The organism is Streptomyces sp. NPDC001922, from assembly GCF_042891165.1.
GTDB lineage: Bacteria > Actinomycetota > Actinomycetes > Streptomycetales > Streptomycetaceae > Streptomyces.
On sequence record NZ_JBIASV010000007.1, the window covers coordinates 400,388 to 425,751 of the forward strand.

Sequence of the window (25,364 nt, forward strand, 5' to 3'; positions counted from 1 at the left end):
TCGGCGAGTGGTGGGGGGACGACGTGTCCTGCGGCGTTTGCGCGGACCGCCGAGCGCGGCCTCCGGGTGCCGCATTCGTCCGGGGCCATTCGGGTGATCGTCGGCTACTCCGCGGCGCCGGGGGCGTTGGGTAGGTAGCCGCTTCGGACAGCGGCAGCTTCACACGCTTACTGAGGGAGTTTCGCCATGAAGGCGATCAAGGGCATCGCTGTTGTCGGAGTGGCCGCCGGAATACTGGCGGCCGGCGCGGGTGCCGCTTCGGCACACGAGGGCGACAAGGCCAAGCACGACGACAAGAGCCGCCACGCCTCGAAGGCACACAAGAAGAGCGTGAAGGTCGTCAAGAAGCACGTCTACATCGAGGACGAGAGCGTCAAGGGTTCCTCCTTCGGCTCCCCCGGATACCTTTCCGGAAATGTCACGCAGGCCGTCACCGGCCTCGACACCAACGCCTGCGGAAACACCACCGACCTCGGTGCCGGAATTCTCAACCCGGCATTCGGAAACACCTGCCTGAACCGCTGATTTTGCGTGCAGGAGTCATCGACCGATGCACTTCGAGTGTATTGGAGAGAGAATGCACATTCCTCTTCTCGGCGTCGGCCGATGGGAACGAGCCCCCGGTGCTCCAGCCGGGGGCCCGTTCGTGTGCCCGGATCCGTCCCCGCGTGCCCGTGGCCGGGGTCGGTTCGCAGCTCCCGGCCCCGGGGCTCGCGACCGGCGTCGCCACCCCAGGGCTTCGGCGCAGTCGGATGGCGTCCGTGCGAGGCCGAACCGGCATGAGCCGACAGTCCGATCCGCGCGCTGGCCCGCGCCTGGTGCGCCGGCTGTGGGGGCCGAGTATGGGGGTCGAGTACATGTACCTCTTCCGGCGCGTCACGGTGCAGAACCGTGCTGTCGGTCGTGCGGGGTTCGCCGGCTGTGTGAGATGTCTCTCTCCCGTCGTCGTGGTGCTGGTCGCCTGGGGAGGCCGATCATGTAGCGATGACCTCCTCGCCCCGCCCGCCGCACGTCGGTGGCAGACCGGATCCGATGGACGGGACCACCGCGCTCGGTGGAGAGTCCGCTCCCGCCCGCGGGTACCTGCTGGACAACGCGCGCGCCGAGGCGGGCGAGCGATTCGTCTGGCTGGCCGAGCTGTTCGACGGTGTGACGCGCGGGCACTTCGATCGCCTGGGGGTCAGGGCCGGCTCGCGCTGCTGGGAAGTGGGGGCCGGTGGCCCCAGTATCCCGGAGGCGCTCGCGGCGGCCGTCGGTCCGACCGGGCACGTGCTGGTCACGGACATCGACCCGTCGTGGCTGAAGACAGGCGACGGGTACGAGGTGCGCCGGCACGACGTCGCGGCTGATCCGCCCCCGGAGCCGGGGACGTTCGATCTGGTGCACGCCCGGCTCGTGCTGGTCCATGTACCCGACCGGGCTCGGGCGTTGGCCACGATGGCGGCAGCGCTACGGCCCGGCGGCTGGCTGCTGGTCGAGGACGCCGATACCGCTCTGCAGCCACTGGCATGCCTGGACGACAGCGGCCCTGCGCAGCGGCGGGCCAACCGGCTGCGCGACGCGGTCCGGGAGCTGCTGACGCGCCGCGGCGCGGACCTGCGCTACGGCCGGACACTGCCGCGGGCATTGCGTGAGGCCGGCCTGGTGGATGTCGGCGCGGGGGGCTCTTTCCCCTTCGGCGGGCCGGCCTCCGACCGGCTGGAGGCGGCGACCATCCGGCACGTGCGCGGCGAACTGCTCGCGGCCGGCCTGGCCGACGACGCCGAGATCGACGCGCACCTGGCCGCCATCCACGCCGGCGAACTCGACCTGACACTCGCGCCGCTGATCTCGGCCTGGGGACGCCGTCCAGCCGAGCACCCGGCGGCACTCGGCTAGGTGCGGATCCAGGCGATCCGCCTCCACCAGGAGAGTTGCGGAGCCGTCCGTGGAGGGTGCTCGCGCCCGTGCGCCGGCTGCCGCGGGAGCGGTCAGAGCCGCCAGCGGATCGCCCCCTCGGGGTAGGGCTTGTTGCGGATCACGATGGAGAAGCCGGAGGAGTCGTCGACGAAGTCCGCGAGCTCCTGCTCCGTCAGCACACGGTCCGCGGTGGCCGGGGTCTGGGTGGGCCGGGCGGTGATGCAGCCCTCGGAGGTGCCTCGCGTCGGCGTCCTGAGCACCACCACCACGGGGCCGGTCGTCCTGCCGCTGCCCGTGTGCAGCCGGGCGGAGGTCGGCGTGGCGACGTTCCGCACCGTCAGTTCGTAGCAGAACACGCCGTCCTTGACGCGGTACCGGAAGCGGCCGTGGGCGTCCGGGTCCTCGGCGGCCCGAGCGTCCTGCCGTGCGTCGAACTCGAGGCTGCCGGTCTCCTGGGGGAGGCCGCTGCGCGGTCCGGCCGGGACGGCCGCGGTACGGGTGCCGGTGCCGGCGCGGGCACCGGAATCGGGGGAGGCGCCGGCGGGTGAGGCCGGTGCCACGAGGGCGGCGACGCAGCAGGCCATGGTGAGTGCCGTGCCGGTGAGTGGGCGCATGGACCTCTTCGATTCTGTGTCGTGCGGGTGCGGGCGGGCCGCGTCCGCAAGGCTTCGCTGTCCTGGAGGGCCGCAGCTCGTTCGTCCGCGGGCCTGATCGCAACAGAGAGCACCAGACCATCCCCAGTGCTCCGGATCCGGGATGTTCCGGTGTTCTTCGCTCGAAAGAGGGCCGAATCGTCGGCGCACGGGGACCGGAGGCGTCCGGTCGGCCCACCACCGGTCACCCGGGTGGGCTCCGTCCGTCGGCCGCGGCCGGTTCCCCGGGGAGTGCGGGCCGTCGGCGGAATGCCGCGCCGCCGCCCGTCCGTGCCGGATTCCGGCCGGGAGTGCGGTACGCGCGGAGACGGTGGCCGGCCGGGGCGCGGTGAGCGTCGCCGTACCCACCCGCCGACGACGGGGACGGCGGTGCCGTACGGCCCCGCGGAGCCTCGACGCGCCGGGGACGGGCACCGCGCCTAGGGTGGGAGGAGGCCCGGATACGCCGACGAGGAGGCTGCCGTCCGAGGGCAGCGTCCCCGGAGAGAGGTGGCTGTTATGGGCGAACAGCTCAGCGCGACACAGACGGAATCCGGTGGCACGCGCGCCGCCGGAACGCAGACCGGACAGAAGGTCACGGCGCGTCCCGCCGAACGTGGCAGGACCACCATCGCCGACAGCGTGGTGACGAAGATCGCGGGAATGGCGACCCGTGAGGTACCCGGTATCCACGCACTCGGCGCCGGGATGGCGAGGACCCTGGGCGCGGTACGCGAGCGGGCCCCGGGCGGGCGCCCCAGTGTCACCCGCGGGGTCAAGGCGGAAGTCGGCGAACGCCAGACGGCCATCGACCTGGATGTCGTCGTCGAGTACGGAGTCTCCATCACGGACGTCGCCGCGGATGTGCGGGAGAACGTGATCTCCGCGATCGAGCGGATGACGGGGCTGGAGGTCGTGGAGGTCAACATCGTCGTCGACGATGTCCACCTCCCCGACGAGGAGGAACCCGAGGAGGCCCGGGTCCAGTAACGGGCCGGTCCGCCCGTCGGCGCACCCGGGCCGGGCATCCATGTCACCCGCCGCCCCGGCGGCGCGGTGGGCTACGACCTGCCGTGTGATCGCCCCGCCGGACGGCCCGGAGCACCGTTGCCCGGTGCCCCTGCCCGGACAAGGCCGGGCAGCACTGTGCCGTATCCGGCGGGGCGGGCGCCGGGAGCGCACCTGAGGAGGGGCGTCCATGTCCGACCTGCGAGGGCTGTCCGCCGTCGTCACCGGAGGGTCCCGGGGCCTGGGGCTGCTGCTGGCCAAGGAACTGGGGCGCCGCGGCAGCCGGGTCACCGTGGCCGCCCGGGACGGTCACGAACTGGCGGAGGCCGCCGAACTGCTGCGCACCGGTCACGGGGTCACCGTGCACACCGTCGTCTGCGACGTCCGCGACGAGGAGGCGGTGGGCCGGCTGATGGCCGAGGCCGCGGCGCACGGCGGGGGCGTCGACATCGTCATCGGCAGCGCGGGGATCATCCAGGTCGGGCCGGTGGGCTCGGTCGGCGTCGAGGAGTTCCGGGACGCCATGGACACGATGTTCTTCGGCGCTCTCAACACCTCTCTCGCGGCGCTTCCCTACCTTCGCAACAGCCGGGCCGGCGGGCGGCTGGCGCTGATCGGTTCCATCGGCGGGCTGCTCGCGGTGCCGCACCTGCTGCCGTACTCGTGCGCCAAGGCGGCGGTCGGCACGCTCGCCGAAGGCCTGCACGAGGAACAGGCGCAGCACGGGGTGAGTGTCACCGCAGTGCATCCCGGGCTGATGCGCACCGGTTCCCATCTGCACGCGCGGTTCGCCGGCGATCCCGACCGGGAGTTCGCCTGGTTCGCCGCGGTCGCCGGGCTGCCGCTGCTGTCCATGAACGCCGAACGGGCCGCCGACCGCATCGTGGAAGCCGTCGAGCGCCGTCGGCCACGGCTGGTGCTGACGCCGATGGCCCGCATCGGCGCCCGGGTCCACGGTGTCGCCCCGGTCGTCACGACCCGGCTGAACTCCCTGCTCGCCCGCGTGCTGCCGCCGGGTGACGATGCGTCGGGCGGCACGGTGGAGGGGTCGGTGGTCGCCCGGACCGGGCGCGTGGCGCAGGCCCGGCTGGTCACGCTGTTCAGCCGCCTGAACGGCCGGGCCGCGGAGCGGTTCAACCAGTACGGCGCGGTCCCGGCCGGGCCGGGGGAGCGGGCCCGCCCCTCCTCTTGATGCGGATCTTGATGCGGAGAGTCCCCGGGGCGAGGGTGGGGTGCGTCGTGCGTCGTGCGTCGTGCGGCCGCGTCGGCTCGGCGGTCGTGCCCGGCCCTCCCGCCCCTGGGCCGCCTGCCGGTCGGGACCGGCGCCAGACCGTTTCCGGTCGGCCTCCCGGGGCACCCGCCCGAGCAGGGCGTGTCGCACCGGCCGCCCCGAGCGGGCCGCGACGTACGGTGCACGGACGTGCGGCGGGCGCGGAGCCGGCCGTGCGGCGGGTACCCGGGACCGGTCCCCTGGGTGAAGGCCGTCGCGGACCGCGCGGTCGTCGCCGGCCGGGATCCGGTGCCGGTGCAGCGGTGACACGCCCTTGACACGGCAGTCGGCAAGCAGCCCCTGGGGAGTGACGGTGGCGGAGATCTCCGAGTTCGAGATCGAGGCGGTGTGGGACGAGTTCCACCGCGTGGTGAACATGACGTCCACGGAGCTGAGCGCGTTCCTGACCACGGAGGCGGCAGCTCGGGAGGACGAGGGGCTCCCCGCGGACGCCGCGGGCTCGGAGGACGGACAGCAGGTCCTGGCGGTGCTCCAGAAGCGCCGGATGGATCTCACCGACGACGATGTGCGGCTGATGCTCCGCGTGGTCGACACGGTCGACGACCACCGGGATGACCACGCGGCCGACCAGGGCGAGAACAGCCCTTGGCGGCGAAGGATGATGCTGGTCGGGCACGACCCGCTCAAGCCACGCGCCTGACGAGAATCGATCGACAATCGTCAGACTCGGCCAGAATTGATCCGCCTTCCGGCTCCGGATGTTCACTTTTCATCTGAACCTTGCGCACCGTGCCTGAGCGGTCACATTATGGCAAGAAGCGCTGTTAGCGTGCGGGCCGATGCAACCGGGGGAAATCGGCCGCGAGCGGGGGGATGACGGGGCATGCAGAGAACATTCGAGGCGTACCGCGACGCCATGGGCGACTTCTGGCCGGACTGGTGGCTCAGCTGGCCGCTCAGCCGGCGGGTGGCCCTGGGCGACGTCCTGGTCCACGACGGAAGCGCGGTGCGCAGCGCGGGCACGCTGGCCGAGCGGGGCGTGCAGTTCGCCACCCGCACGCAGCCGACGGAGGATCACTTCGTCTACGACTCCGCCGGTTCGGCCAAGGTGAACCTCAAGGCGGCCGGCGCGACCGACGCCGCCTTCTCCTCGCTGGCCCAGGCCGAGGCGGGGATCCGGGTCGAATTCGGCAGGGACGCCGGCGTCCTCGCGGTCTTCAACGGCCTGACCCAGAGCGGTGTGGCGGACACCCGTCGGCTGGCCTCCGACCTGGCCGCCCTGATCTGGCAGGGCAGGTGGGACCCGGCACTGCTGGCGGTCACGGAGCTGGTGCACGTGGGGGCGGGCACCGTTCTCTCGGCCGCGGGCTCCGGTGCCGAGGCCGAACTCAGGCTCTCCGCCGGACTGGGTGCCGGCCCGGTGCAGCTCGCCGACCTCGCCACCGGGGCCGCACTCAGCAAGCGGAACCGGCTGGGGCTGGAGTGGGTCGGCCGGGAGCTGACCCCCTTCTACCGTGTCGTCCGGATCCGCCGCAGCTGGCTGGGGAAGGTCTCGGCCGAGTACGACCTCGCGCAGCCGGGCCGGGGCGCCGCGCCCACCCCGGTTCCCCCGCTGCTGCTCGCGGAAGCCCAGGAGGATCCGGCGACGGTGCTCGAGACCGTCGCCGTCGCCGAGCAGCCCGCCCCGTCCGACACCGGTGCCGGTTCCGATACGGGCCCGGGGAGCCAGGAGGGCGGCGACCACGGCCATGGATCATGACCGCCGCCGCTGCCGGGGGCACCTGCCCGGCCGGTGACCGCGCCGGCGCGGTCCTCTCGATCCAGGCTCTCGACGACACCCCGGGCAGCCCGCTGGAGGTGCGGCTGCGCGCCGCCGACGGCACCGAGGCCCGGCACACCGTCACCGCCGGCGCGGCGGACCTGCTGGAGGGCCCCGCCGACCGGTGCCCCGCCCGCCTCGACGGGCTCTTCGACCCGGGCGTCCGCGAGTCCGAGCGGGAAGCCGCGGGGGAGCTGATGTACGGGGCCCTGTTCGACGGGCCCGTCGCCGAGCTCTGGGACGGACTGCGCCCCCGGCCCGGCGCGAGGACACCGCTGCGGGTACGGCTGGAGATCGGCCCCGCCCGGCTCCGGGTCGTTCCCTGGGAGCTGCTGCGCCGCGGGCCGCAGTGGCTCTGGCAGGACGACCGCCTGCGGCTGCTGCGGCACGCCGGAGCGGAGGCGGCCGCCGACACCCGGGACTGCCGGGGCGAAGGGGAGTGCCCCGTGTGCCCGGGCGAGGCCGAACTGGGTCCGCTGCGGATCCTCGTGGTGGTCTGCAACCCCCGGGACCGCACGCTCCTCGCCGACGAGGAAGTGGCCTCCATCCGCGGCGCGTTCGCGGACCGGCCGGGGCGGTGCGACGTGGAGGTGCTCGACGGCCCCTCGAAGGCCGGGCTCTCCCGGGCGATCGAACGGCTCCGCCCCCATGTGCTGCACTTCATCGGACACGGGATGCCCCGTGGCGAGGCTGGGTCGGCGGCGCTGGTCTTCAACTGGGCCTCCGTCCAGGACGCGTTCGCCCCGAGTGGCGTGCCCGGGAGCGGTCCGCCGCCGGCCGGCGGTGCCGCCGCGGCCGGCCCGGGCTGGGAACTGGACTCGACCGGAGTCACCGAGCTGGCCTCCTGGCGGCCCGGGCTCGTGGTGCTCAACGCCTGCCGCAGCGCCGAGGACCCGGCGGACCGGCTCGGCGGCCTCGCCGACGCCTTCCTCAGGACCGGTTCGCGCGCCGTCATCTCGATGCAGGCGGACGTCCGGTCCCGGGTCGCGGTGACCTTCTCGGCGGAGCTCTACCGGCGCCTCGGGGCACAGGAACCCCTGGAGGACGCGCTGGCCGCCACCCGGCGCCGGCTCCGCACAGAGCCCACGGCGGACGGCTCGTGGGCGCTGCCCGTCCTCACCACCGTCTGCGGCCCGCAGCTGGCCGTCCCCGTCAGATTCGCCCTCGCGGACGAGTCCCTGACCGATGTCCTGCTCAACAAGCAGTACGCCGACCTGCGGCTCTTCCTGGGACGCTCGGCGGAACGCCGGATCGCCTGGTGGTCGGTCGACGGCGACGGCCGGGACCGGCGCGGCAGCCGCCTCCTCGTCCTCACCGGCGAGACGCACTACTTCCCCGAGTACCGGATCGGCAAGACCTGGCTCGCCCACTGGTGGCTGCTGACCTGTGCCCTGCGCGGTGAACGGGCCACCTACGTCGACCTGGCCGCCCGGGACCTTCCCCGGCCGGGGCCCGGCAGCCCGCAGCGGCGCAGCACCCACAAGGACTGGCTGGACACCGTCCGCGTCGTCCGGGAGGCCTGCCTCGACCCGGTCCAGCTCACCCCCATGCCGGAAGCGGTCTTCGCCGACTCCTACGAGCCCTTCAACCGCGCCGTGCGGGGGCTGCCCCCGAGCTCCGCCGAGCCCGTCAGCGCGACCGTCGACGAGTGGCTGCCGTTCGACGAGAACAGCAGCCGGCCCGACGCGCGCCGGGCGGAGATCTTCGCGGGCCTCCTCGGGGTGCTCCGTGCCTCGGCCCAGGAACAGCCGCACGTCATCGTCATGGACAACGCGGACCTGATCCTGCCGGAGGCCTTCGAGCAGTTCGTCTACCCGCTGCTGCTGCGGCCGGTCGCCCTGGACCGCGGCGGCGCGTTGCGCTTCGTCCTGGTCGCCGATCCCAACTGGGTCCACCGCTCGCTGCCGGCCGAGGACGAGATGCTCCGTCAGCAGGTGTCGCTGGAGGACTTCGATGCCGGGGAGTTCCACCGGCTGGCCCGCGAGCACTGCCTGCGCAGCGGGCTGCAGTTCGAGTGGTTCGAGCAGGTCTTCGAGGCGGCGCGCGGTAAGTTCTGCAACGGCCCGGTGCCCGTGGGACTGTTCGGGAAGCTCTGCAGGATCTTTCCCCCGGCCCAGTTGAAGGGCGCGCGGATGTCGGAGGAGGTGCCGTGACCGACCCGACCGAGGGCGCCGCCGACGACCCCGTCGCCGAGCTCGTCCGGCGGCTCATCGCGGGCGAGTCGCCGGAGGCCATCCGCCGCTCCGCGCTGCCGGCGGAGTGGGGCCCCGTCCTGCGCGCCGCGGCGGCCGCCGCGGTCTTCGACAGCACCGTCTACGACCAGCTGCTGCGGCCCGCCTGCGACGGCCCGGCCGCCCCCGACCTCCCGGATCTCGTGGCGGAGCGCCTGGTCGTGCCGCTCCCCGGCGGAGAGGGGCGCTACCAGCTCGCCGACGAGGACCGCTCGCACTACCTCGCCCGCTGGTTCGACGGCACCGACGGCACGCCCCCGCCCGAACTGCGTTCCCTCGCGGACCGGCTGGCCGCCCACTGGCGGGAAGCGGGGGACCGCACCGAGGAGCTGCGCCACCTGCTGCTGGCCGACCCCGCCGCGGCGGCCGAGCTCTTCGGCGCCCTGTTCGAGGAGGCCGACCGCGACCGGGACTTCGCCCGCTGCCAGGACCTCGTGGACGTCCTCACCGACCCCGACCGCAGCCCCTACACCGACTCCGGCACCGCCGCACTGGCCCTGGACCGGAGCGGCTATCTGCGGGCCCAGGCGTACTGGGCGGCCGACTACGCCCGGTCCGCGCTCTACCGGGAACCGGCGGGCCTGCGCGAACAGGCCATGGAGCTGCTCGGCGACGACGGGCCCCGCGTACTGCAGCTGTACGCCACCGGGGGCGCGGGCAAGACCATGGCCCTGCGCTGGCTGGTGTCCCGGGTGTGCGTCCCGGCCCCCCGGGACGTGGCCTGCGCCCGCCTGGACCTCGACGTCCTGGACCCGGTCAACGCCGCCCGCCACCCCTGGCTCCTGCTGCTGGAGATCGCCGACCAGCTCCAGCGACGGCTGCCGCAGCGCTCCTTCGAGCGCCTCGACGAATTCGCCCCCTACCGGCGGCTGTTACGCAGGCAGTCCACCGACGCCACCGCCAGCGCGGCCCACGCCCTGCGCAGCTCCGGCGCCCGCTCGCTGAGCGCCACCGTCACCCGGCAGTTCGTCAACCGGCTCAACCGGCTGGAACACCCCGGACCGGTGCTCGTCGTCGTCGACACCATGGAGGAGGCGGTCCTGCGCTCCGACGGGGGCGCCGACCGCCTGCTGCGCTTCCTCGGCGAGATCGTCCGGGCCTGCCCGCGGCTCCGCCTGGTCCTCTCCGGCCGGTTCGACCTGCGACGCCGGTGCGCCGAGGCCGGCCGGACGCTCGGCCCCGCCGCCCACCACGAGCTGAAGCGCTTCTCCCCCGAGGCCGCGGACGGTTACCTGCGCGACATCCGGGGCGTCACCGACCCCCGGCTCCGCGCCGTGGCCGTCGCCCGCTCCCGCGGCCTGCCCTTCACCCTCGCCCTCTTCGCCGACACCATCGAACAGGAACCCGGCATCACCCCGGAGGAACTGGCCGGCAACCACGAACCGCTCGTCCGCTATCTCGTCGACCGGGTCGTGCAGCGGATCGAGGACCCGGCCGTGCGGTGGCTCCTGCGGTACGGCGTGGTGCCGCGCCGGCTGAGGTTCGAGCACCTCACCGACGTCATGTGCCGGCCGCTGGCCCGCGGGATGAGCGTGCCCGGCGACGGTGACGACCCCCGCCAGGACCGGCACCACCTGCGCGGCCGGGACGACGTCTTCCCCTTCGACCGCGGCGCGGGCTCCCGGGACGAGGCCCGTCCGTTCGCCCCGCCGCAGCTGGAGACCGACGAGCTGAAGCGCGCCTGGCGCCGCCTCCTCGGCTACGCCGGACAGGCGTCCTGGATCTCCGACGTCAGCGGGGACGAGCACACCGTCGTCTTCCACAGCGACGTCCGGGCCCCGATGCGCCGGCTCATCGCCGACAAGCCCGTCTTCCGCGAGCTGCACCTGGCCTTCGCCCGGCGCTTCGAGGAGCGGGCCGAGAGCAGCCCCGCCGAGTGGTCGTCGTACCTCGCCGACGCGCTCTACCACCGCTTCCAGATCGGCGACCCGGAGGCCGTGGACCGCTGGCGCGGCGCCATCCACCGCGCTCTGGACGACGGGGCGTTCGAACGGGTCCGCGAACTGGCCGGGGAGGTGCTCGGCGAGGAGTACGTCGACGACGACGGCCGGCCCCGGCCCGGACCCCACGGGCGGCCCCTCGTCGGCCCCGACGTGCTGCGCGAGGCCCACCAGCACCTCGCCTACGCGGCCTTCCGCACCGCGCTGCGGGACGAGGTCGACCCCTCCGACCCCCTGTGGTCCGAGACGCAGCGCCACGCCTCCCGCGCCGACTCCTACCGCCGACCCGGCCGGCCCGACGCCCGGGACCCGCGCCGGACCGCGGTCCAGGCGGCCCTGCTCCGGCTCCACGGACAGCACCGCGAGGCCGCCGAAGCGGTGTGGCAGGCGCTGCGGGACCATCCCGACCCGGTCCGCACCCTCGACCTCTGGCGGGTGCTGAGCGACTGTCACGCCGACGACCGCAACCCGGGCGCCGCCGCGGCCATTCTGGAGGCGCTGGGCCGCCGGGCCGGCGACCTCGGCGACCTGGACATGGCCGAGCAGGCCGCCCTCGCGCTCGCCCGGCACCACAGCCGTGCCGGGCGCCTGGACCAGGCCCTCGACTGGTGCCGGAGAGCGGTGGACGTGCACCGGTCCGCCGCCCGGAACGCCGACGGCCGGGCCGCCCTGGAGGAGGCCTTCCTGCTCCTCTCCCGCCACGAGCCGGCGGCGGCACTGAGCCGGCTGACGGAGGCCCGGTGGGCCGATCCGGCCCACCGCTCGACGGCGGCCCGGCTCCGCGCGCGCTCCGCATGGCTGCTGGGCGGGGCCGTCGCGGCGCTCTCCGCCCTGGACGAGGCCGAGCGGCACGCCCGGGGCATCGACGGCACCGCCCGCTACCGCCACCTCGCGGAGACCGAACAGCTCCGCGGCGCCGTCCTCGGCGAGCTGAGATCCGTCGAGCGGGCCGAGAACTGCTTCCACCGGGCCACCCGGCTCTGGGCCGAACTCGGCTATGTCGACGGCCATCCCGAGTGCCGCTACCTGCACGCCCGCTTCCTGGCCGACGAGGTGGGCGACCTGCGCACAGCCGCCCGCGTCGCCTCGCCCGCGCCCCAGCCGGCCGCCGACGGCGGGGACCAGCCCTCCGACGGCAACGGTCCCGCCCCCGACGACACCGCCGCCGTCTACGACCTGAAGGCGGCGCTGCTGCTGCGCGCCCTCCGCAGGATGGCCCCGGACCTCGAACTCTCCGGCGGGCCCCGCCCCCCGGCGGACACCGGCAGCCCCGTACGCGTCCCGCACGCCGCGGTCGCCGAGGACCGGGCCTCGCCCAGACTGCTGGCCCTGCGCCTGCTGCTGGAGCACCCCGAGCCGACCCCCGAGGCCGCGGCCGCGCTGGAGTCCGCGGTGGCGGCGCTGAGCCCCCCGCAGGCCAGAGTCGCCCTGCTCGCCGAACTCCGCGACGACCTGTGGGCGGACGGCGCGGGCGGCGGCTCGGCCTGGTGGCAACTGCTGCGCCCGCTCCTCGCCCCGGCGCCCGCCACCGCCGCCACCCCCCAGGACACCGTCGCCCAGCGGCTCGTGCTCGCCGGGTACGACGCCACCGGACCGCTCGCCGGGAACCGCAGCCCCCTGGCCGGCGCGACGGCCCGGCTCGAAGCGGCCCTGCAGCAGGCCTGCCGGGAGCTCGGGGAGGACCGGCTGCTCACCGTCTGGCGCGGTACCCAGGCACTCCTGCGCAGCGGCGCCACCACCCAGGCGGCCCGGCTGCTGCCCCAGCTCCATGCCGCGGGCGGCGACTTCCCCCATCTGCGGGGCGTGTGCCTGCTGTACCTCGCCGAAGCGCCCGGCCAGATCCCGGGACAGGCGGCGGACCTCATCGAGAAGGCCGCGGAGCTGACCGGTGCCGTCCAGCGTCCGACGGCGTGGGCGGCCCGGCTGCGGCTGCACCGGGCCGAGCAGGCCCGGGACGACGCGGCGGCCGAGCACGCCCGGCGCATGCTGCGCGAACTCGGCTGGCCCGCCCCCGGCCGGGACGTCCCGCCGGTGTCCCGTCTCCTGCCGAAGCGGCCAGGGGAGCACGTCGTCCCGGTGGTCTGGCCCGACGGACTCGACCAGCAGCGCATGCTGTCGTCCGACGATCTGCTCGCCGCCGACTGGCAGGACGTGGAGCCGCTCATGCGCAGGGTGCTGGCCGCCCGGGGCGGGGCCGGGCCGGACCGCAACGCCGGCGCCCTGCGCCTGGACTGCGACGACCCCATCGTCCACGCCCTGCCCTGGGAACTGGCCCTGCGGTCCGACCCGCCGGAGGGCTGGCCGGGAGGCCGGCCGCCGCCCGTCTACCGCAGCCTTCCCCGGGCGGCCTCGGGGCTCGAGGCCCGGTGGCTGCGCTCGGCGGTCGTCGACGTCGTCGGCGAGGACCCCCCCGCCGACACCCGTCCCGGATCCGGGGCGCAGTCCGACGCCCTGACGAAGCTCCGGCGCGGCATGTCCGACGACACGGTGGCCGCCCTCGCCACGGTGGCCACCGCGTCCGCCGCCGCTGCCGCCGCGGTCGCGGCGGCGGCACTGCCGGCCACCGCGGGAGCCGCCGGGATGATCGCGCTGATCACCGCGTTCCGGATGCGCCGCCGACGGCAGCTCAGCCCCGGCGTCCCGCAGGTGGCGACATTGCGGAAGGAACTGCCCGCCCTGCCCCGCGGGGTGCGCCACTCCCACGACGTGGTCGGCGCCTACGAACGGGCCGGATGGCGGGTCCTCGACGTGGAGGCCGCCGGTCCGCTCGTACTCGCCGCGGCACCCGGCAGCCGCGCCGCGGTGATCCATGTCCATGCGCCGCTCCGCATCCACCAGGGCACACCGTGCTTCGACCTGTCCTCCTACGCCGAGGACTGGCCGGCCCGCCGCGGCACCGCCGGCACCGACCTCTACCCCTTCCAACTGGCGGGCTGGTTCGAGGCGTTCCCCTCCGGAACCGAACCGCTCGTGGTGCTCGACCCGCCGCGCCCCGCCTCCGACATCGACGTCGGACGCCAGCTGGTGCTGCGTAACCTCTTCGCCGCCCTGCTGTTCGCCCACGGGTCGGTGCCCACCGTCGTCGGCGCCGGACTGGACCGGGCGGGCAGCCTCCGGACGACCCGGATCCTCGCCGGCTGCCTCGCGGAGGGGGAGTCGCTGGCCGAGCTCAGCCACCGGCTGCACGGCGGCACCCTGCCGGACCGGCCTGCGGGAAACCGCTCCTGGCGGGCCGGGGAGTCCCTGGCGACCGCAGCGACGGCGATCTTCGCCACGCCCTCCGCCTTCGAGGCACCGTGAAGCGCCGGCCACCGGCAGCCGAGGCCGGTCTTCCGCCGCCCCGGAGCGAGGACGCCGCCGGGACGGGAGCCGGGAGCACCCGGGCCGGGGCCCGGCAGGCGGCCGAGCTGCACGACGGACTCCGGGGACTCCGCGAGGAACTGCTGCTCTGGACGGAATACACCCGCCCGGGCGGCCCCCTGCAGCGGAACCACAGTCAGTTCGCCCGGATCGCCGCCACGCTCTCCGGCGCGATCTCCGCCACCCAGGAGCGGATCACCGTCCCGCCCCCGGCGGACCTGCCCGCGGAAGTCCTGGATCTGCACCACATCTGGGACTACTTCCGGAGCAAGCTGCTGCTGCGCCACATTCCGTCGCACGCCACGTTCCTGACGGTCGCCGACGAACTCGCCTGGTCCGGCTACCGGGCCGCGCTGACGGCAGCCGGCGGAGCCGAGGTGCCCAAGGAGCCCCCGCTGGTCTGTCTGCACCGCGACGCATCACCCCGTGCACACCGCAAGGGCAGCCAGTACCGCGATCTGCTGCCCCGGGGCGGCCTCCACACCGTGCCCGGATCGCACCTGGTGCGGCACCTTCCCTTCCCGGTCGTCCAGTTGCCGTGGTCCCACCGGAACCACCTGCCGGGTCTGCTGTTCGTCGCGCACGAGGTCGGCCACCACATCCAGGACGACCTGCTGCGCGCCGGGACACTGCCGTCCCGGCTGCGGCACAGCACTCCCGACGCGTCCCGGGCCGCGCTCTGGAGCGACTGGGCGGACGAGGCCTTCGCCGACATCTGCGCCTGCCTCATCGCCGGTCCGGCCTACGCCGCCGTGCTCGCCGACTCCCTCGCCGTGCCGTCCGGCGGCAGCGGCAGCGGAGCGGACCGCTACCCACCGCCCCTGCTGCGCCTGCGGCTCTGCCTCGCCGCGCTCCGGGCCGCCGGCCACGGCCCCCGGGAGTCGGTGACCGCGGCGGTGGCCGAGTTCCTGGCGGGCCGGGAGGACGAGGACGCGGAGGCGCGGGCCGTGGCCGCAGCGCTGCTGTGCGATCCGTACGAGGAACTGGGCGGGCGCCGTCTGGCCGACGTCCTGCTGCTCACCCGGCCCGGGGAGGGCGAATCCGCTGCCGGACGGCTGCTGGCCGGGCGGGAGTCGGGGACGGCCGGGGCACCCGCCCCGGCGCTGGCGGGGGCGGCGGTCGCCTTCGGCCGGGACCCGGGCGGTTACGCCGGACGGCGGGTGCACCAGCGGGTGCTCGACGAGGTCGCCGCGGCGGTTCCGGAGGGCATTCGCCATCGTCCGGGGGCCGGGGGCGCGCCCGATGACGCCGCACTCGGGCGCATGCTGCTGGACGCCGCCCGGGCCACCCGGGAGCCGATGGGCGCCACCGCGGACTGACGACCGGTCATCCTCCAAGGCAGGATGGCCCGATGGCGTTGGCGGCCCGATGCCGAGGTGCCCCGATGCGGAGGTGGCCCGATTCGTTGGTGTCTCCGGGGCGGCGTGGTGGCTAGGCGGCGTGCTGCGGACGTCCCACGGTGCACGTGACGGTACGCCCCGCCGGGACCGGGCGCGCGCGATGTGGGGGAGCAGTGAACGGCCGGAGTCGAATGTGCGTACCACTCGGTGCACGTCAGCACCTTCAGGGCGCGCGGCGTCAACCGCGCGCCCTGTCGGATTCCGGGAGGAACAGCACATGAACGACCAGAGCAGCCTTCCCCTGCACGCACTGCCCGACGGGGAAGCCGAACTCCGCGTGGTGCTCCGACTCCGCTGGGAGGACGTGGCGGCACTGGGCCAGGAGGCCGGCCGGCTCGCTGCGCATCTGCAGCGCCCGGTCAGCCTCGACGAGGCCGCCAGCCATCGTCTGCGCTCCCGGTCCGCCGCCCCGTCGCGGGGAGGGCCGGAGGGCTCCGGGTCGTCCGCCGCGAAGAACGGGCAGGAGAACCTCGGTCCGACCGCGGTGCAGAGTACACCGGACCGCGGCCGGCCCCCGCTGCCACCGTCCGCGCCGACAGCGGGGACGCAGTCGCCGATCGAACAGGCCCGGCAGGCGATCGACAAGATCAACGGGTCCGCGCCCACCGCGGCGCCGCAGCCCGCCCCGGCGGCGTCCACGTCGTCGGCGCAGGAGGCCCGCGCCGGGGCGGAGCGGGTGAACGGAGCTGCCCGGCAGTAACGCGTGCCGCTCCGGCGGTGTCGCGTCGGAGCAGCATGCGCGCCGGGCGGACGGGCCGCCGGGGCCGGAACGGCCGCGACCGCGGGCGCCATCGGCGCACGGTGCGGACCTGTTCCCGTGCCCCGGCGGCCGGCCGGCAGCGCAACCGGCTGCGTTTGCCGGCCGGAACGCGACGGTCCGGTCGCGTTCCGGCCGCCGGTACGGGCCCGGGCGGCTGCGGCGGTCCGTCTCCGTCCACGGCGATACAGGCCCGTGCCCGGTCCCGCGTCGGAAGCCGAACCCGCCCTCCCCGTCGGTCCGGTGGAGATCGCGCGGGTCCTCGTTATGTCCGTAGAGGGATCTCTCGCGGGCCCGCTCCGTCATGCGTTGCAGGCCGGAAGCCCCCCGTGCAGGGTGACCATGTCCTGGAACGCCGCCACCACGTCCAGCGGCCCCGCCGGGGCCAGACCCGCCTCCTCGGCACAGGCGCGCACCAGATTGGCCACCAGCCGCTCGCTGTCCAGCAGGTGGGCGAACGGGCCCGGTCCGGCCGTGCGGGCGAGTTCCAGCGGAGTGAGCCCGTCCGCCAGTCCCGACCGGGCGACCGAGCGCACCCAGCGCAGGTAGTCCGCATTGGTGTCCAGCAGTTCCGGCCCGCCGGCCGGTCCGTGCCCCGGTACGACGTGCAGCGGCTCCAGCGCCCGCAGCCGGTCCAGGACCCGCAGCGAACCGGTCAGCGACCCCATGAGGACGAACGGGGTCGCCCCGGAGAACACCAGATCACCGGTGAACAGCACGCGCTGGTCGGGCAGCCACACCACGGCGTCCCCGGCCGTGTGCCCCGGCCCGAGGTGCAGCAGTTCCACCCGGAAGCCGGAGACCGGCAGCGTCATCCGGTCGCGGAACGTGACCCGGGGGAGGCTGAGTTCGATCCGTCCCCACTCCACTCCCGGCCACAGTCCCTGGAGCGCCAGTCCGTGCTCCGCCATCTCGGCCGCGGCGCGCTCCTGGGCGACCACGGTGGCCTCCTCGGCGAAGAGGTGGTTCCCGAACGTGTGGTCGCCATGGCTGTGGGTGTTGACGACGAGCGTCACGGGCCGGGAACTCAGCGCACCGACCGTCTGCCGCAGCGTCCGGGCCCGCGCCTCGGTGGCCGCGGTGTCCACCACGACGACACCGTCCCTGCCGAGCAGGATGCCCGCGTTGTTCAGGCACCAGCCGCCGTCCGGCTGCAGATAGGCGTGGACGCCTTCCGCGACCTCCCGGACCTCGTGCGACGCGGGGACCTGCTGTGTCGTGGGGGCCGACTGCGATGCCGCTGCCGGGCTACGGCCGCCGGTCACGCCGGACCTCCGGTGGCCGCAGCCGGGCGGTGCGTGCCCGCTCCCGGTCCGCTCCCCGGTCTGCGGGGGAGGGGAGGGGCGGCCACCGGTCCGCCGGGCGCCGGCTTCCGTCGTGGCACCGCGCACTGGTGAGCAGAGTTCATGACGATCCGTCTCCTTTCCGCTGCCGCCAGGGAGCCCACTGCAGCCATGGCGGCGCGACACCGTGTCAGAGCCCGCCACAGAAACGCTCAAGGCCGCGGGACGCGCACACGGAACGGGGGCCGGCGCGGCACCCTTCTCTCGAATATCGAAATGACTGTCGAAAATAGCGGGTCTTTAACCCGCGGAGCTCCTGCGGGACATCCTTCCGTCATCCCGAACATGGGTGGAATGTGCCATTCCGATTTTTACTTCCGGCTAACATGGGCACACGATGACCAGGGTGCCGTAAAGCTCGAGGTGCCCTTGACATAGTTGAAGGTGGTCCCGGTAGGATTCAGGCGATACGGCGTCAAAAATATTTCGATGACATCCCGGTGGAATCTGCGTCCACTGGCGCATCGAACAGAATTTTTCTTCGCGGTTGATCCGTACGGCCGCGAAGTCTGCACGGCGACGGAGCGTACGCCTTCTCAACTGCATCGAATTTCTCGAGTCGACGTCGAGGCGTATGTGTTTCGGGGGGAGAACCAACATGGACATTGGAATTCTTGGGCCTTTGGCAGTTCGGTCCACGGGCGGGGAAGCGGCGCCGACCGCTCCGAAGCCGCGGCAGCTGCTGGCCCTGCTGGCGGCCCGCGCCGGCCAGGTCGTTCCGGTCGATCACCTGGTGGACGAATTATGGGAGAGCGCCCCGCCGGCCAGTGCCGTCACCACGGTGCAGACGTACATCGTGCTGCTGCGGCGCTCGCTCGCCAGGGCCCTGCAGGTCAGCGCCGCCGAGGTCGCCCGCGATGTGCTGCCGTTCACGGGCTGGGGCTACCGCCTGGCGGCGGACCCCGGAGCGGTGGACGCCAGTGTTTTCGGACGGTTCGCGGAGCTGGGCCGCCGCGCTCTGCTGAACGGCGAGAACGACAAGGCGTCGCTGATGCTGCGTCGGGCGCTGCGGATCTGGCGCGGCCCGGTCCTCGCGGACGTGCGGGTGGGGCCGCAACTGCTGGCTCACCGCATCAGTCTTGAGGAGAACCGATTGAGCGTGGTCGAACAGCGGGTGGAATCGGATCTCCGGCTGGGAAAGCACCATGAGTTGATCGGCGAACTCTCCGGTCTGGTGGTGCAGTACCCGCTGCACGAGAATCTCTATTCGCTCTTCATTATTTCGCTGTACCGTGCGGGCCGTCCGGCGCAGGCGTTGGAGGCGTTCCGCATGCTGCGCAAGAATCTCCGGGAAGAGCTGGGAATCGATCCTTCCTCGCGTGTGCGAGGACTTCAGCAGGCGATTCTCCGGTCGGATCCCTCGCTGGAGTCCAAGAGCAGCTCCGGACTCTTTCTGCTGGAGCTCGGCTCCTCCGGACATGTGGCCTAGAACGGACACACCGACACCACTGCGCACTCCCTGACACGGTGTAGCCGGAACGCCGGAACGCCGGAAGTCGAAGCGGTGGAAGCGGAATTCGGACGGCAGGACAGCGGGACAGCACAGCAGGACGGCCGGGGGCGATCTCCTGTTCGGTGACCGGATCTCCGCCCTCGAACAACGCCCCCGGCCGAGCGCAGGGGTCCGGGAGCGCACGGGGCCCGATGACAGCAGTCGGGGTATGACAGCAGTCAGGGCCCGGTGCACTCCCGGACCGGAGCTACCGCCGTGCGATCACCTCGGCGAAATCGAACCCGAGGTCGTCGAGGATCGCCTTCGCCCCGGCCCGCGCTCCTCCGGTGACCCCGGACCCCGGGTGGGTGGAGGGCCCCACGAGGTAGAAGCCCTCGGCGGGCAGCCGGTATCCCATGTTCGGCATGGGCCGGTATCCCATGAACTGGAACAGCTGGGATCCGAAGTGCCCCGGATCGCCGTTCGGCCAGGCGGCGTTGAACCGTTCGCCGTCCTGCGGGCTGTCGATCATCCGGCCGAGGACCTTCTCCGGGCCCATGTTCGTGGTCAGGCCGCAGAAGGTCTCGAAGACCCGGTCGAACAGCTCCTCCTTGCGGTCGTCCCAGTTCCCCTCCGCGAGTTGCCGCGGTGCGTAGCTCAACAGGTAGAGGGTGTGCTGCCCGTCGGGGGCCCGGGTCGGATCCCAGGCGCTGGCCACCGCGATGCTGGGCATGGTGCTGATGGGATGGCCGTACTTGAGCCCGTCGAAGGTCTGCATCAGCTCGGGCAGCGGCACCGCGATCTCCTGGAGGCCCGCGCTCCCCACCTCCGGGCCGGCCTTGAACACCGGGGCCTCGCTGAGCGCGAGATGGCCGGTGAGCAGCGTGAAGCCGGCCGGCTTGATGCGCTGTACCTTGCGCTCCCACTCCGCTCCGAAGCGGTCGCCGACCATCGCGGGGAGCTGTTTGATGTTCAGGTCCGCCACGACGGCGCGCCGCGCCTCGATGCGCTCCCCGGAGGCCAGGACGACCCCGGTGGCCCGGTCCCCGGTGAACAGGAAACGCTCCACCGGTGCCCCGGTCCGGACGGTTCCGCCGTGGCTCCGCAGGGCCTTGACGAGTGCGGTCGTCAAGGACCCGGAGCCGCCGACGGCATAGCCGAGTCCGTACCGGTGGATGGTCGGCACCATCATGAGCAGGAATGCCCCGGTGCCGCCCTCCTCCGGTGCCGCCAGGATCTCCGACACCCAACGGGCCAGCGCCGCACGGACCTTGGGGGACTCGAACCACTCGTTGATGACGTCGAGATAGCTCATCAGGAGCATCCGGAGCATCTCCTGGCCGGTCTCGCTCCGGTCGAGCTGCCCGAAGAAGGCGCCGAGTGGGGGAGGGGGTGAGAACAGGCCCTCCATCAGCATGTCCAGCAGCGGATCGGCGAACTCGTGGAAGCGGAGGTAGTTCTCCGCGTCCCGCGGGGAGATCCTGGCGATCGTCTCGGCCGTCTTCCGGACGTCCCGGTAGAAGGCGATGTAGTCGCCGTCCGCGAAGGTGACGGCGATGCTCGGGTCCGGGAACACGTACCCGAGGCCGTGCTCGGACAGCAGCCCCAGCTCGTCGTCGCGGATGAGCGGGTTGCCCTGGATGAAGATGTGGGCGATGGCGTGCAGGTCGTGCTGGAACCCGGGGAGGGTGGCCTCGCGGGTGATCACGCCTCCGCCGACGTAGTCCTTGGCCTCCAGGACCAGGACGTCCAGGCCTGCCTTGGCGAGGTAGGCGGCGGCGGTCAGACCGTTGTGTCCACCGCCCACCATCACCACGTCGTACGTTGTCATGGGGCGGCTCCCTGGAGTTCGGTGTCGTCGGCGACCGCGCCGGAGGTGTCGCGCTGGAAGCCGCCGTCGATGTCCCAGACGGAGCCGGTGACATAGCCGCTGACCGAGCTGTCCAGCAGGGTCAGCGCCGGCCCCGCGATCTCGTCCGCGGAGGCGATCCGCTTGATCAGGTTGGTCCCGATCACTGCCTTCTCCAGCCCCGGAACGGCCGCCGCACCGGCCCGCAGGCCCGGTGTGTCGGTGATGCCCGCACACACCGCGTTGACCCGGATGCCCTGCGGCGCCAGCTCGATGGCCCAGGTCGGCACCAGGTAGTGCAGGGTGGCCTTGGTGGCTCCGTAGATCCCCATCCCCGCCGCGGGCCGTCGGCCGATGGACGAGGAGATGACGACGGCCGCGGCGCCCTCGCGCCCGGCCATGGCCGGCACCGCGGCGTTCATCAGGGCGATGGTGCCCCGCAGATTCACCGCCAGCACCCGGTCGACCTCGCTGAGCGGCTGCTGGGCCAGGGTGCCGGGGATAAGGATCCCGGCATTGCACACCACCAGGTCCAGGCCGCCGTGCCGGGCGACCGCGTGCTCGACGGCACGCCGGGCGGTCCCGGCGTCCGCCACGTCGCCCGCGACGGCGGACGCGGCCGGGCCGAGCCGTTCGGCCGCGGCGGCCAGCGGGCCCTCCCGGCGTGCCGTCAGAACGACCCGCGCACCGGCCCTCACCAGTGCTTCCGCTATCGAGAAGCCGATACCTTCGCTCGCACCGGTGACGAGTGCGGCCTTTCCCTCGACGGTCATGGCGGAGAGTCCTCCCAAGAGGTGTCGTGCGGGTGTGCGGAGCAGCGTGAGATGGCCGCCCGGTTTCTTTCGGTGGGTGTTGTTCCGGGCCGGTCGGTCCGGAAGGGCGGGGGAGGGGCACGGCGCAGCGCCGCTCTCCTGTCCGGTGTTGCCCGTTGCCGTCATCTCCGCGGCGCTGCACGGCAGATGAGGGGCGGGCGTGCGGACCGGGGCCCGACGGTCCGGTACGGGCCCGGGGTACGGGCAGCGAGCGGACGGATCCGGATGAGTCCGGTGTCCGCCGGCGCCGGACGGGAACGGAACGGCGCCCCCGGGCCGCTATGGCCCGGCCGCCGTTCCGCTCCGGGGCGTGGGCCAGGCCCTTGCCGCGGGTGGAGTCCGGGCCGCGGGCGGCACCTCCGGTCAGAGGCGAGCTGTGGTCGCGGCGGCCTCCCGCCGGCGGCGCCGGGTCGCACCGGAGAGCAGCCTGCCGTCGCGGGCGTTGAGCCCGAGCAGCGTGATGTTCACCGCGCCGCCGACCAGTTCCAGCGCCTGGACCACGACGAACGTGGTTCCGAAGTCGCCTTCGGCGGCCAGGGACTGCAGCGTGATCGCACACGGCACCAGCACCGCGAGACCGATCGCCGCGGCCACTGCCGTCCGGCGCTGCTTGCGGCGCAGCAGGGGTGCGGTCCGGCCCTGCGCCAGCGACCGCCCGGTGCCTCCGGCGGCCATCATGCTGGGCACCAGGACGAACAGCGCGACGACGATGCTCGTCTTGACGATCGACACCGCGCGCTCGGTGCCCACGAGTTCAACGGTGACCGAGGCGATGAAGAACAGCGAGATCAGCGTCAGGGCGAGAATTCCGGCAACGGCGTGCACACGGGCTTTCACAATTCTCTCCGTCAGGGTGGAAACGACGGACCTCGGAGACGTCCTGCTGCCCGGGGCCGCTCCGCGCCTGCGCTGCGGCGAGGAGGGGAGCCGGCCGGTCACAGGAATCGGCGAAGGCGCCGCAGGAGTCCGGTCAGGGGCGGTCGGCGGATTCCAGGTTCTCGATGACCTGGGTGATGGAGCGCAGCAGGGCGTCGACATCCGGTGCGTCGAGGCCCCGGGTCGCCGTCTCGTTCACCGTGTGGGCGATGGCGACCAGGTCGTCGCGTATCTCATGGGCGCGGTCGGTCAGCAGGACCAGGGCCTGACGGCCGTCGTTCGGATCCGGGACGCGCTCGACGAGCCCGTCGCGCTCCATCCGCCGCAGGGTGTTGGCCATGGTCGGCTGCTCGATCTGCACCCGCTCGCAGAGCTCTCGCTGGGTCAGCCCGTCCTGCTCGTAGAGCGCGAGCAGTTGCGCGAACTGACCGGGAACGACGCCGAATGCGGCGACCCGGTCCCGCAGGGCGCGCTCCAGGAGCCGCGCCAGGTGGTTGACCTGATAGCCCAGCGAGGCCTCGCGGACCAGTGGTTCGGGCAGTCCGGCGGCTTCGCTCGCCCGTTCGCTCGTCATGGTCACCTCCACGCTCGCTGTGGTGCCGTTCCATTTATCCATAGCTTGCTATATACGTCAAGTCGCATGGGTATCCGGGGGGCGGGATCAGGCCCGGGCCGGGTGGTGGTGCCCGCCGCCCCACGAGGGCGGCACCCCGCGGGGTGCCGCCGGGTGATCGCGGAGGCCCGGCCGGTCCGCCCGCGCAGGAACGGCCGGGACGGCCGGCGGTGCCGTGCCCGGACGGCACCGCCGGCAGCCTGGACCGGCCTCCCCTCATCCGGCCGGTGTCACCGCACGACCACGTCGAGCCGCTCCGCCATCCAGTCGCAGAAGCGCGGAATGAAGTCACCGAAGTAGTTGGTGGCCACATGGCGCTCGCCGGGGTAGCGGATCAGCTCGGTCTCCCCGGCCGCCCACTCCAGCATCCGCTCGCAGGACTCCATCGGGATGATCGTGTCGAGCTCGCCGTGGATGGCCAGCAGCGGGATCTTGAGCGGCGGGACGTCCCGGAGGTTGATCGCGGTCCGGGCCAGCTTCTCCATGGCCGCGTCGTCCTCCATGTGGAAGACGAACCGGAAGTCCTTCCGCACCATCACATTGATGTCGGCGTAGTTGTCCAGGTCGAAGCCGCCGGAGAGGTTGACGCACGCCCGGAATCCGGGGACGGCCGCCGCGGCGCGCGCCGCGAGGTAGCCGCCGTAGCTCACCCCGAAGATGCCCGCCCGCCGCTCGTCCAGCTCCGGCCGGCCCACGACCTGCTCCATCACCGAACCGACCACCCGCTCGAAGTCGGTCACCATCGGCTTCCGGCCGATGTGCACGCCCTGCCCGGGGCCGTCGAAGACCACCACGCCCATGCCGCGCGCGATGAACTCGCGGGCGAACGCGTACAGTTCGACCTCCTTGGCGGAGTCCAGGCCGTTGACGAGCACCACGAACGGCCACGGGCCCTCACCGGGCGGCGTCATGACGTACCCGGGGAGGTCCTCGCCGTCATGGCTGAACGTCAGCGGCACCACCACCTCCTGCAGATGCGGGATGCCGCGCCGGAAGACCTCGGTCACCCGGTCCCGGCTGGCCAGCTTGGCCTCCGGGTCGTCGAAGAAGAAGAACTCGGCGTAGTGGTGGCAGGCGGCGGCCTTCCGGTTGGCGATGCGCCCGGTCTCCAGGTGGCCCGCCGCGAACGACTCGGCCGCCCGCTCCTCGTAGTGCACCCCGAGCGCCGACCAGCGACGGTGCCAGTCCGCCCAGTCCTCGTGGGTGCTCTTCTTCCGCAGGTCCTTGAGGACCATGGTGATGTCGCCCCAGTCCAGACCGGCCAGCCCGAGCCGGCTGAAGAAGAGCTCGCAGTTCTCGAAGGTCTCCGCCGAGATCCCGTTCGCCGCGGTCCGCGGCCCCCAGGCGTCGCGCAGTCCGTCGGCGTCCCCGCCCGCGGCGAGGTCCCGGCCCTCCTCGAGCCAGGCCTTGAGCGCGGACAGCACGTTCTCGGTCGTCCGGAAGAGCGTCCGTGGCAGGTCCGGAGCAGCCGGGTCGTCCGCCCGCGGGACGAAGTCGTGGACCACGACGAGCCGGGCTCCGTCCTCGGCCGGCTCGACCGTCCAGGTGCCCTGCATGGCGGCGATGCTCGGCGGCAGCGTCACCATCCGGAAGTCGATCCTGCGCTCCTCGGGCCGGTACCGGCGGTGGGAGCGGACGACGTTCTCGCCCAGCTCGTTGGCGACCCTCATGTCCATGATGACCTCGTGCGCACCGACCTCGGTGCGGTGGACGTCGAGGGTCGTGGGGAAGATGCTCGGCCAGCGCTCGATGTCGGTGCAGGCGTGCCACACGCGGTCGGCCGGAACGCCGATGACGACGTCGTTGACGACGGAGTTCATCTTCTCGGGTGTGGTTCGGGTACTCATCTCACGGTCCTCACGTGGTCTCGGTGGGAGCCCGGCCCGGCAGCACTCCTCCTCCGTGCCGGCCGACGAGGCCGCCGCGTGCCCGGACCGAACGGCTGACGGCGGAGCACGGCGTGCGACACCGGGGACGCTGGTACGGCCGGCTCAAAGAGGACTTGAAGCACGGTCAAAGCCGGCGCGGTGCAGGTCCGGTGCGCCGTGGCAAGGGGCCGGACGTCGCGTTGCCCGAACCTTGACCGTTCCTTGAGGCGGGGTCGACACCGTCTGCTCCCAGCCGATCCGGTGGGTGACCACGCGACGTCCGCTGTCGCCCGA

18 protein-coding genes are annotated in these 25,364 nt (G+C 73.3%); 11 read left to right on the top strand and 7 right to left on the bottom strand.

All coding sequences use genetic code 11. The features are described 5' to 3' along the window. Positions 1-186: 186 nt before the first annotated feature. Positions 187-525: a chaplin gene (locus ACFYYR_RS15705; RefSeq protein ID WP_388852410.1), complete on the top strand. Its 339-nt coding sequence runs from the start codon at positions 187-189 to the stop codon at positions 523-525. A 507-nt stretch (positions 526-1,032) separates the two neighbouring features. Continuing rightward, a complete protein-coding gene (locus tag ACFYYR_RS15710; RefSeq protein WP_388852413.1) occupies positions 1,033-1,878 on the top strand; it encodes a methyltransferase domain-containing protein in 846 nt (281 codons plus the stop codon). A gap of 92 nt (positions 1,879-1,970) precedes the next feature. On the opposite strand, the gene ACFYYR_RS15715 is transcribed toward ACFYYR_RS15710, so the two are convergent. After that, positions 1,971-2,513, bottom strand: a complete 543-nt coding sequence (locus ACFYYR_RS15715) for a CHRD domain-containing protein (RefSeq protein WP_388852416.1) — start codon at positions 2,511-2,513, stop codon at positions 1,971-1,973. Positions 2,514-3,050: 537 nt separating this feature from the next. Here ACFYYR_RS15715 and ACFYYR_RS15720 point away from each other — a divergent pair. The 8 genes from ACFYYR_RS15720 to ACFYYR_RS15755 all read left to right on the top strand — a co-directional run bounded on the left by ACFYYR_RS15720 (position 3,051) and on the right by ACFYYR_RS15755 (position 16,220). Further along, positions 3,051-3,521, top strand: a complete 471-nt coding sequence (locus ACFYYR_RS15720; RefSeq protein WP_388852419.1) for an Asp23/Gls24 family envelope stress response protein — start codon at positions 3,051-3,053, stop codon at positions 3,519-3,521. A 208-nt stretch (positions 3,522-3,729) separates the two neighbouring features. Further along, the gene (locus ACFYYR_RS15725; protein WP_388852422.1) at positions 3,730-4,731 is read left to right on the top strand and encodes an SDR family NAD(P)-dependent oxidoreductase; all 1,002 of its coding nucleotides are present in this window, start codon (positions 3,730-3,732) and stop codon (positions 4,729-4,731) included. A 391-nt stretch (positions 4,732-5,122) separates the two neighbouring features. After that, positions 5,123-5,470 (top strand): DUF3140 domain-containing protein, encoded by a 348-nt coding sequence (locus ACFYYR_RS15730; RefSeq protein ID WP_388852425.1) that lies wholly within the window; start codon positions 5,123-5,125, stop codon positions 5,468-5,470. Between the two features lie 183 nt (positions 5,471-5,653). Continuing rightward, on the top strand, positions 5,654-6,529 hold the full coding sequence (locus ACFYYR_RS15735) for a hypothetical protein (RefSeq protein ID WP_388852428.1): 876 nt from the start codon (positions 5,654-5,656) through the stop codon (positions 6,527-6,529). Continuing rightward, positions 6,526-8,742, top strand: a complete 2,217-nt coding sequence (locus ACFYYR_RS15740) for a CHAT domain-containing protein (RefSeq protein WP_388852431.1) — start codon at positions 6,526-6,528, stop codon at positions 8,740-8,742. The genes ACFYYR_RS15735 and ACFYYR_RS15740 overlap by 4 nt, the downstream gene beginning before the upstream one ends. Continuing rightward, entirely contained in the window at positions 8,739-14,060 is a 5,322-nt protein-coding gene (locus ACFYYR_RS15745) for a hypothetical protein (protein ID WP_388852435.1), read from the top strand. The genes ACFYYR_RS15740 and ACFYYR_RS15745 overlap by 4 nt, the downstream gene beginning before the upstream one ends. Next, positions 14,057-15,439, top strand: a complete 1,383-nt coding sequence (locus tag ACFYYR_RS15750; protein WP_388852438.1) for a hypothetical protein — start codon at positions 14,057-14,059, stop codon at positions 15,437-15,439. Before ACFYYR_RS15745 ends, ACFYYR_RS15750 begins: the two co-directional genes overlap by 4 nt. Before the next feature lie 298 nt (positions 15,440-15,737). Beyond that, positions 15,738-16,220 (top strand): hypothetical protein, encoded by a 483-nt coding sequence (locus ACFYYR_RS15755; RefSeq protein WP_388852441.1) that lies wholly within the window; start codon positions 15,738-15,740, stop codon positions 16,218-16,220. A gap of 359 nt (positions 16,221-16,579) precedes the next feature. Here ACFYYR_RS15755 and ACFYYR_RS15760 read toward each other — a convergent pair whose 3' ends face one another. Further along, positions 16,580-17,542, bottom strand: coding sequence for an MBL fold metallo-hydrolase (locus ACFYYR_RS15760; protein WP_388852444.1), 963 nt, complete (start codon positions 17,540-17,542; stop codon positions 16,580-16,582). Between the two features lie 700 nt (positions 17,543-18,242). Between ACFYYR_RS15760 and ACFYYR_RS15765 the strand changes: the two genes are divergently transcribed. Then, positions 18,243-19,049, top strand: a complete 807-nt coding sequence (locus ACFYYR_RS15765; RefSeq protein WP_388852447.1) for a BTAD domain-containing putative transcriptional regulator — start codon at positions 18,243-18,245, stop codon at positions 19,047-19,049. Positions 19,050-19,320: 271 nt separating this feature from the next. Here the strand turns inward: ACFYYR_RS15765 and ACFYYR_RS15770 are convergent, their stop codons facing one another. The 5 genes from ACFYYR_RS15770 to ACFYYR_RS15790 all read right to left on the bottom strand — a co-directional run bounded on the left by ACFYYR_RS15770 (position 19,321) and on the right by ACFYYR_RS15790 (position 25,049). Beyond that, positions 19,321-20,883, bottom strand: a complete 1,563-nt coding sequence (locus tag ACFYYR_RS15770) for a phytoene desaturase family protein (RefSeq protein WP_388852450.1) — start codon at positions 20,881-20,883, stop codon at positions 19,321-19,323. After that, positions 20,880-21,674 (bottom strand): SDR family NAD(P)-dependent oxidoreductase, encoded by a 795-nt coding sequence (locus ACFYYR_RS15775; protein WP_388852453.1) that lies wholly within the window; start codon positions 21,672-21,674, stop codon positions 20,880-20,882. The genes ACFYYR_RS15770 and ACFYYR_RS15775 overlap by 4 nt, the downstream gene beginning before the upstream one ends. A 402-nt stretch (positions 21,675-22,076) precedes the next feature. Next, the gene (locus ACFYYR_RS15780) at positions 22,077-22,550 is read right to left on the bottom strand and encodes a hypothetical protein (protein ID WP_388852456.1); all 474 of its coding nucleotides are present in this window, start codon (positions 22,548-22,550) and stop codon (positions 22,077-22,079) included. Positions 22,551-22,683: 133 nt separating this feature from the next. After that, positions 22,684-23,205, bottom strand: a complete 522-nt coding sequence (locus ACFYYR_RS15785; protein ID WP_388852459.1) for a MarR family winged helix-turn-helix transcriptional regulator — start codon at positions 23,203-23,205, stop codon at positions 22,684-22,686. 227 nt (positions 23,206-23,432) lie between these two features. Beyond that, entirely contained in the window at positions 23,433-25,049 is a 1,617-nt protein-coding gene (locus tag ACFYYR_RS15790; RefSeq protein WP_388852462.1) for an SRPBCC family protein, read from the bottom strand. Positions 25,050-25,364: the final 315 nt, after the last annotated feature.

What these genes read in the sequence shown, in the direction of transcription:
- ACFYYR_RS15705 (WP_388852410.1), top strand. Translation starts at nt 187, where the DNA reads ATGAAGGCGATCAAGGGCATCGCTGTTGTCGGAGTGGCCGCCGGAATA.
- ACFYYR_RS15710 (WP_388852413.1), top strand. Translation starts at nt 1,033, where the DNA reads ATGGACGGGACCACCGCGCTCGGTGGAGAGTCCGCTCCCGCCCGCGGG.
- ACFYYR_RS15715 (WP_388852416.1), bottom strand. Translation starts at nt 2,513, where the DNA reads ATGCGCCCACTCACCGGCACGGCACTCACCATGGCCTGCTGCGTCGCC.
- ACFYYR_RS15720 (WP_388852419.1), top strand. Translation starts at nt 3,051, where the DNA reads ATGGGCGAACAGCTCAGCGCGACACAGACGGAATCCGGTGGCACGCGC.
- ACFYYR_RS15725 (WP_388852422.1), top strand. Translation starts at nt 3,730, where the DNA reads ATGTCCGACCTGCGAGGGCTGTCCGCCGTCGTCACCGGAGGGTCCCGG.
- ACFYYR_RS15735 (WP_388852428.1), top strand. Translation starts at nt 5,654, where the DNA reads ATGCAGAGAACATTCGAGGCGTACCGCGACGCCATGGGCGACTTCTGG.
- ACFYYR_RS15740 (WP_388852431.1), top strand. Translation starts at nt 6,526, where the DNA reads ATGACCGCCGCCGCTGCCGGGGGCACCTGCCCGGCCGGTGACCGCGCC.
- ACFYYR_RS15755 (WP_388852441.1), top strand. Translation starts at nt 15,738, where the DNA reads ATGAACGACCAGAGCAGCCTTCCCCTGCACGCACTGCCCGACGGGGAA.
- ACFYYR_RS15770 (WP_388852450.1), bottom strand. Translation starts at nt 20,883, where the DNA reads ATGACAACGTACGACGTGGTGATGGTGGGCGGTGGACACAACGGTCTG.
- ACFYYR_RS15775 (WP_388852453.1), bottom strand. Translation starts at nt 21,674, where the DNA reads ATGACCGTCGAGGGAAAGGCCGCACTCGTCACCGGTGCGAGCGAAGGT.
- ACFYYR_RS15785 (WP_388852459.1), bottom strand. Translation starts at nt 23,205, where the DNA reads ATGGATAAATGGAACGGCACCACAGCGAGCGTGGAGGTGACCATGACG.
- ACFYYR_RS15790 (WP_388852462.1), bottom strand. Translation starts at nt 25,049, where the DNA reads ATGAGTACCCGAACCACACCCGAGAAGATGAACTCCGTCGTCAACGAC.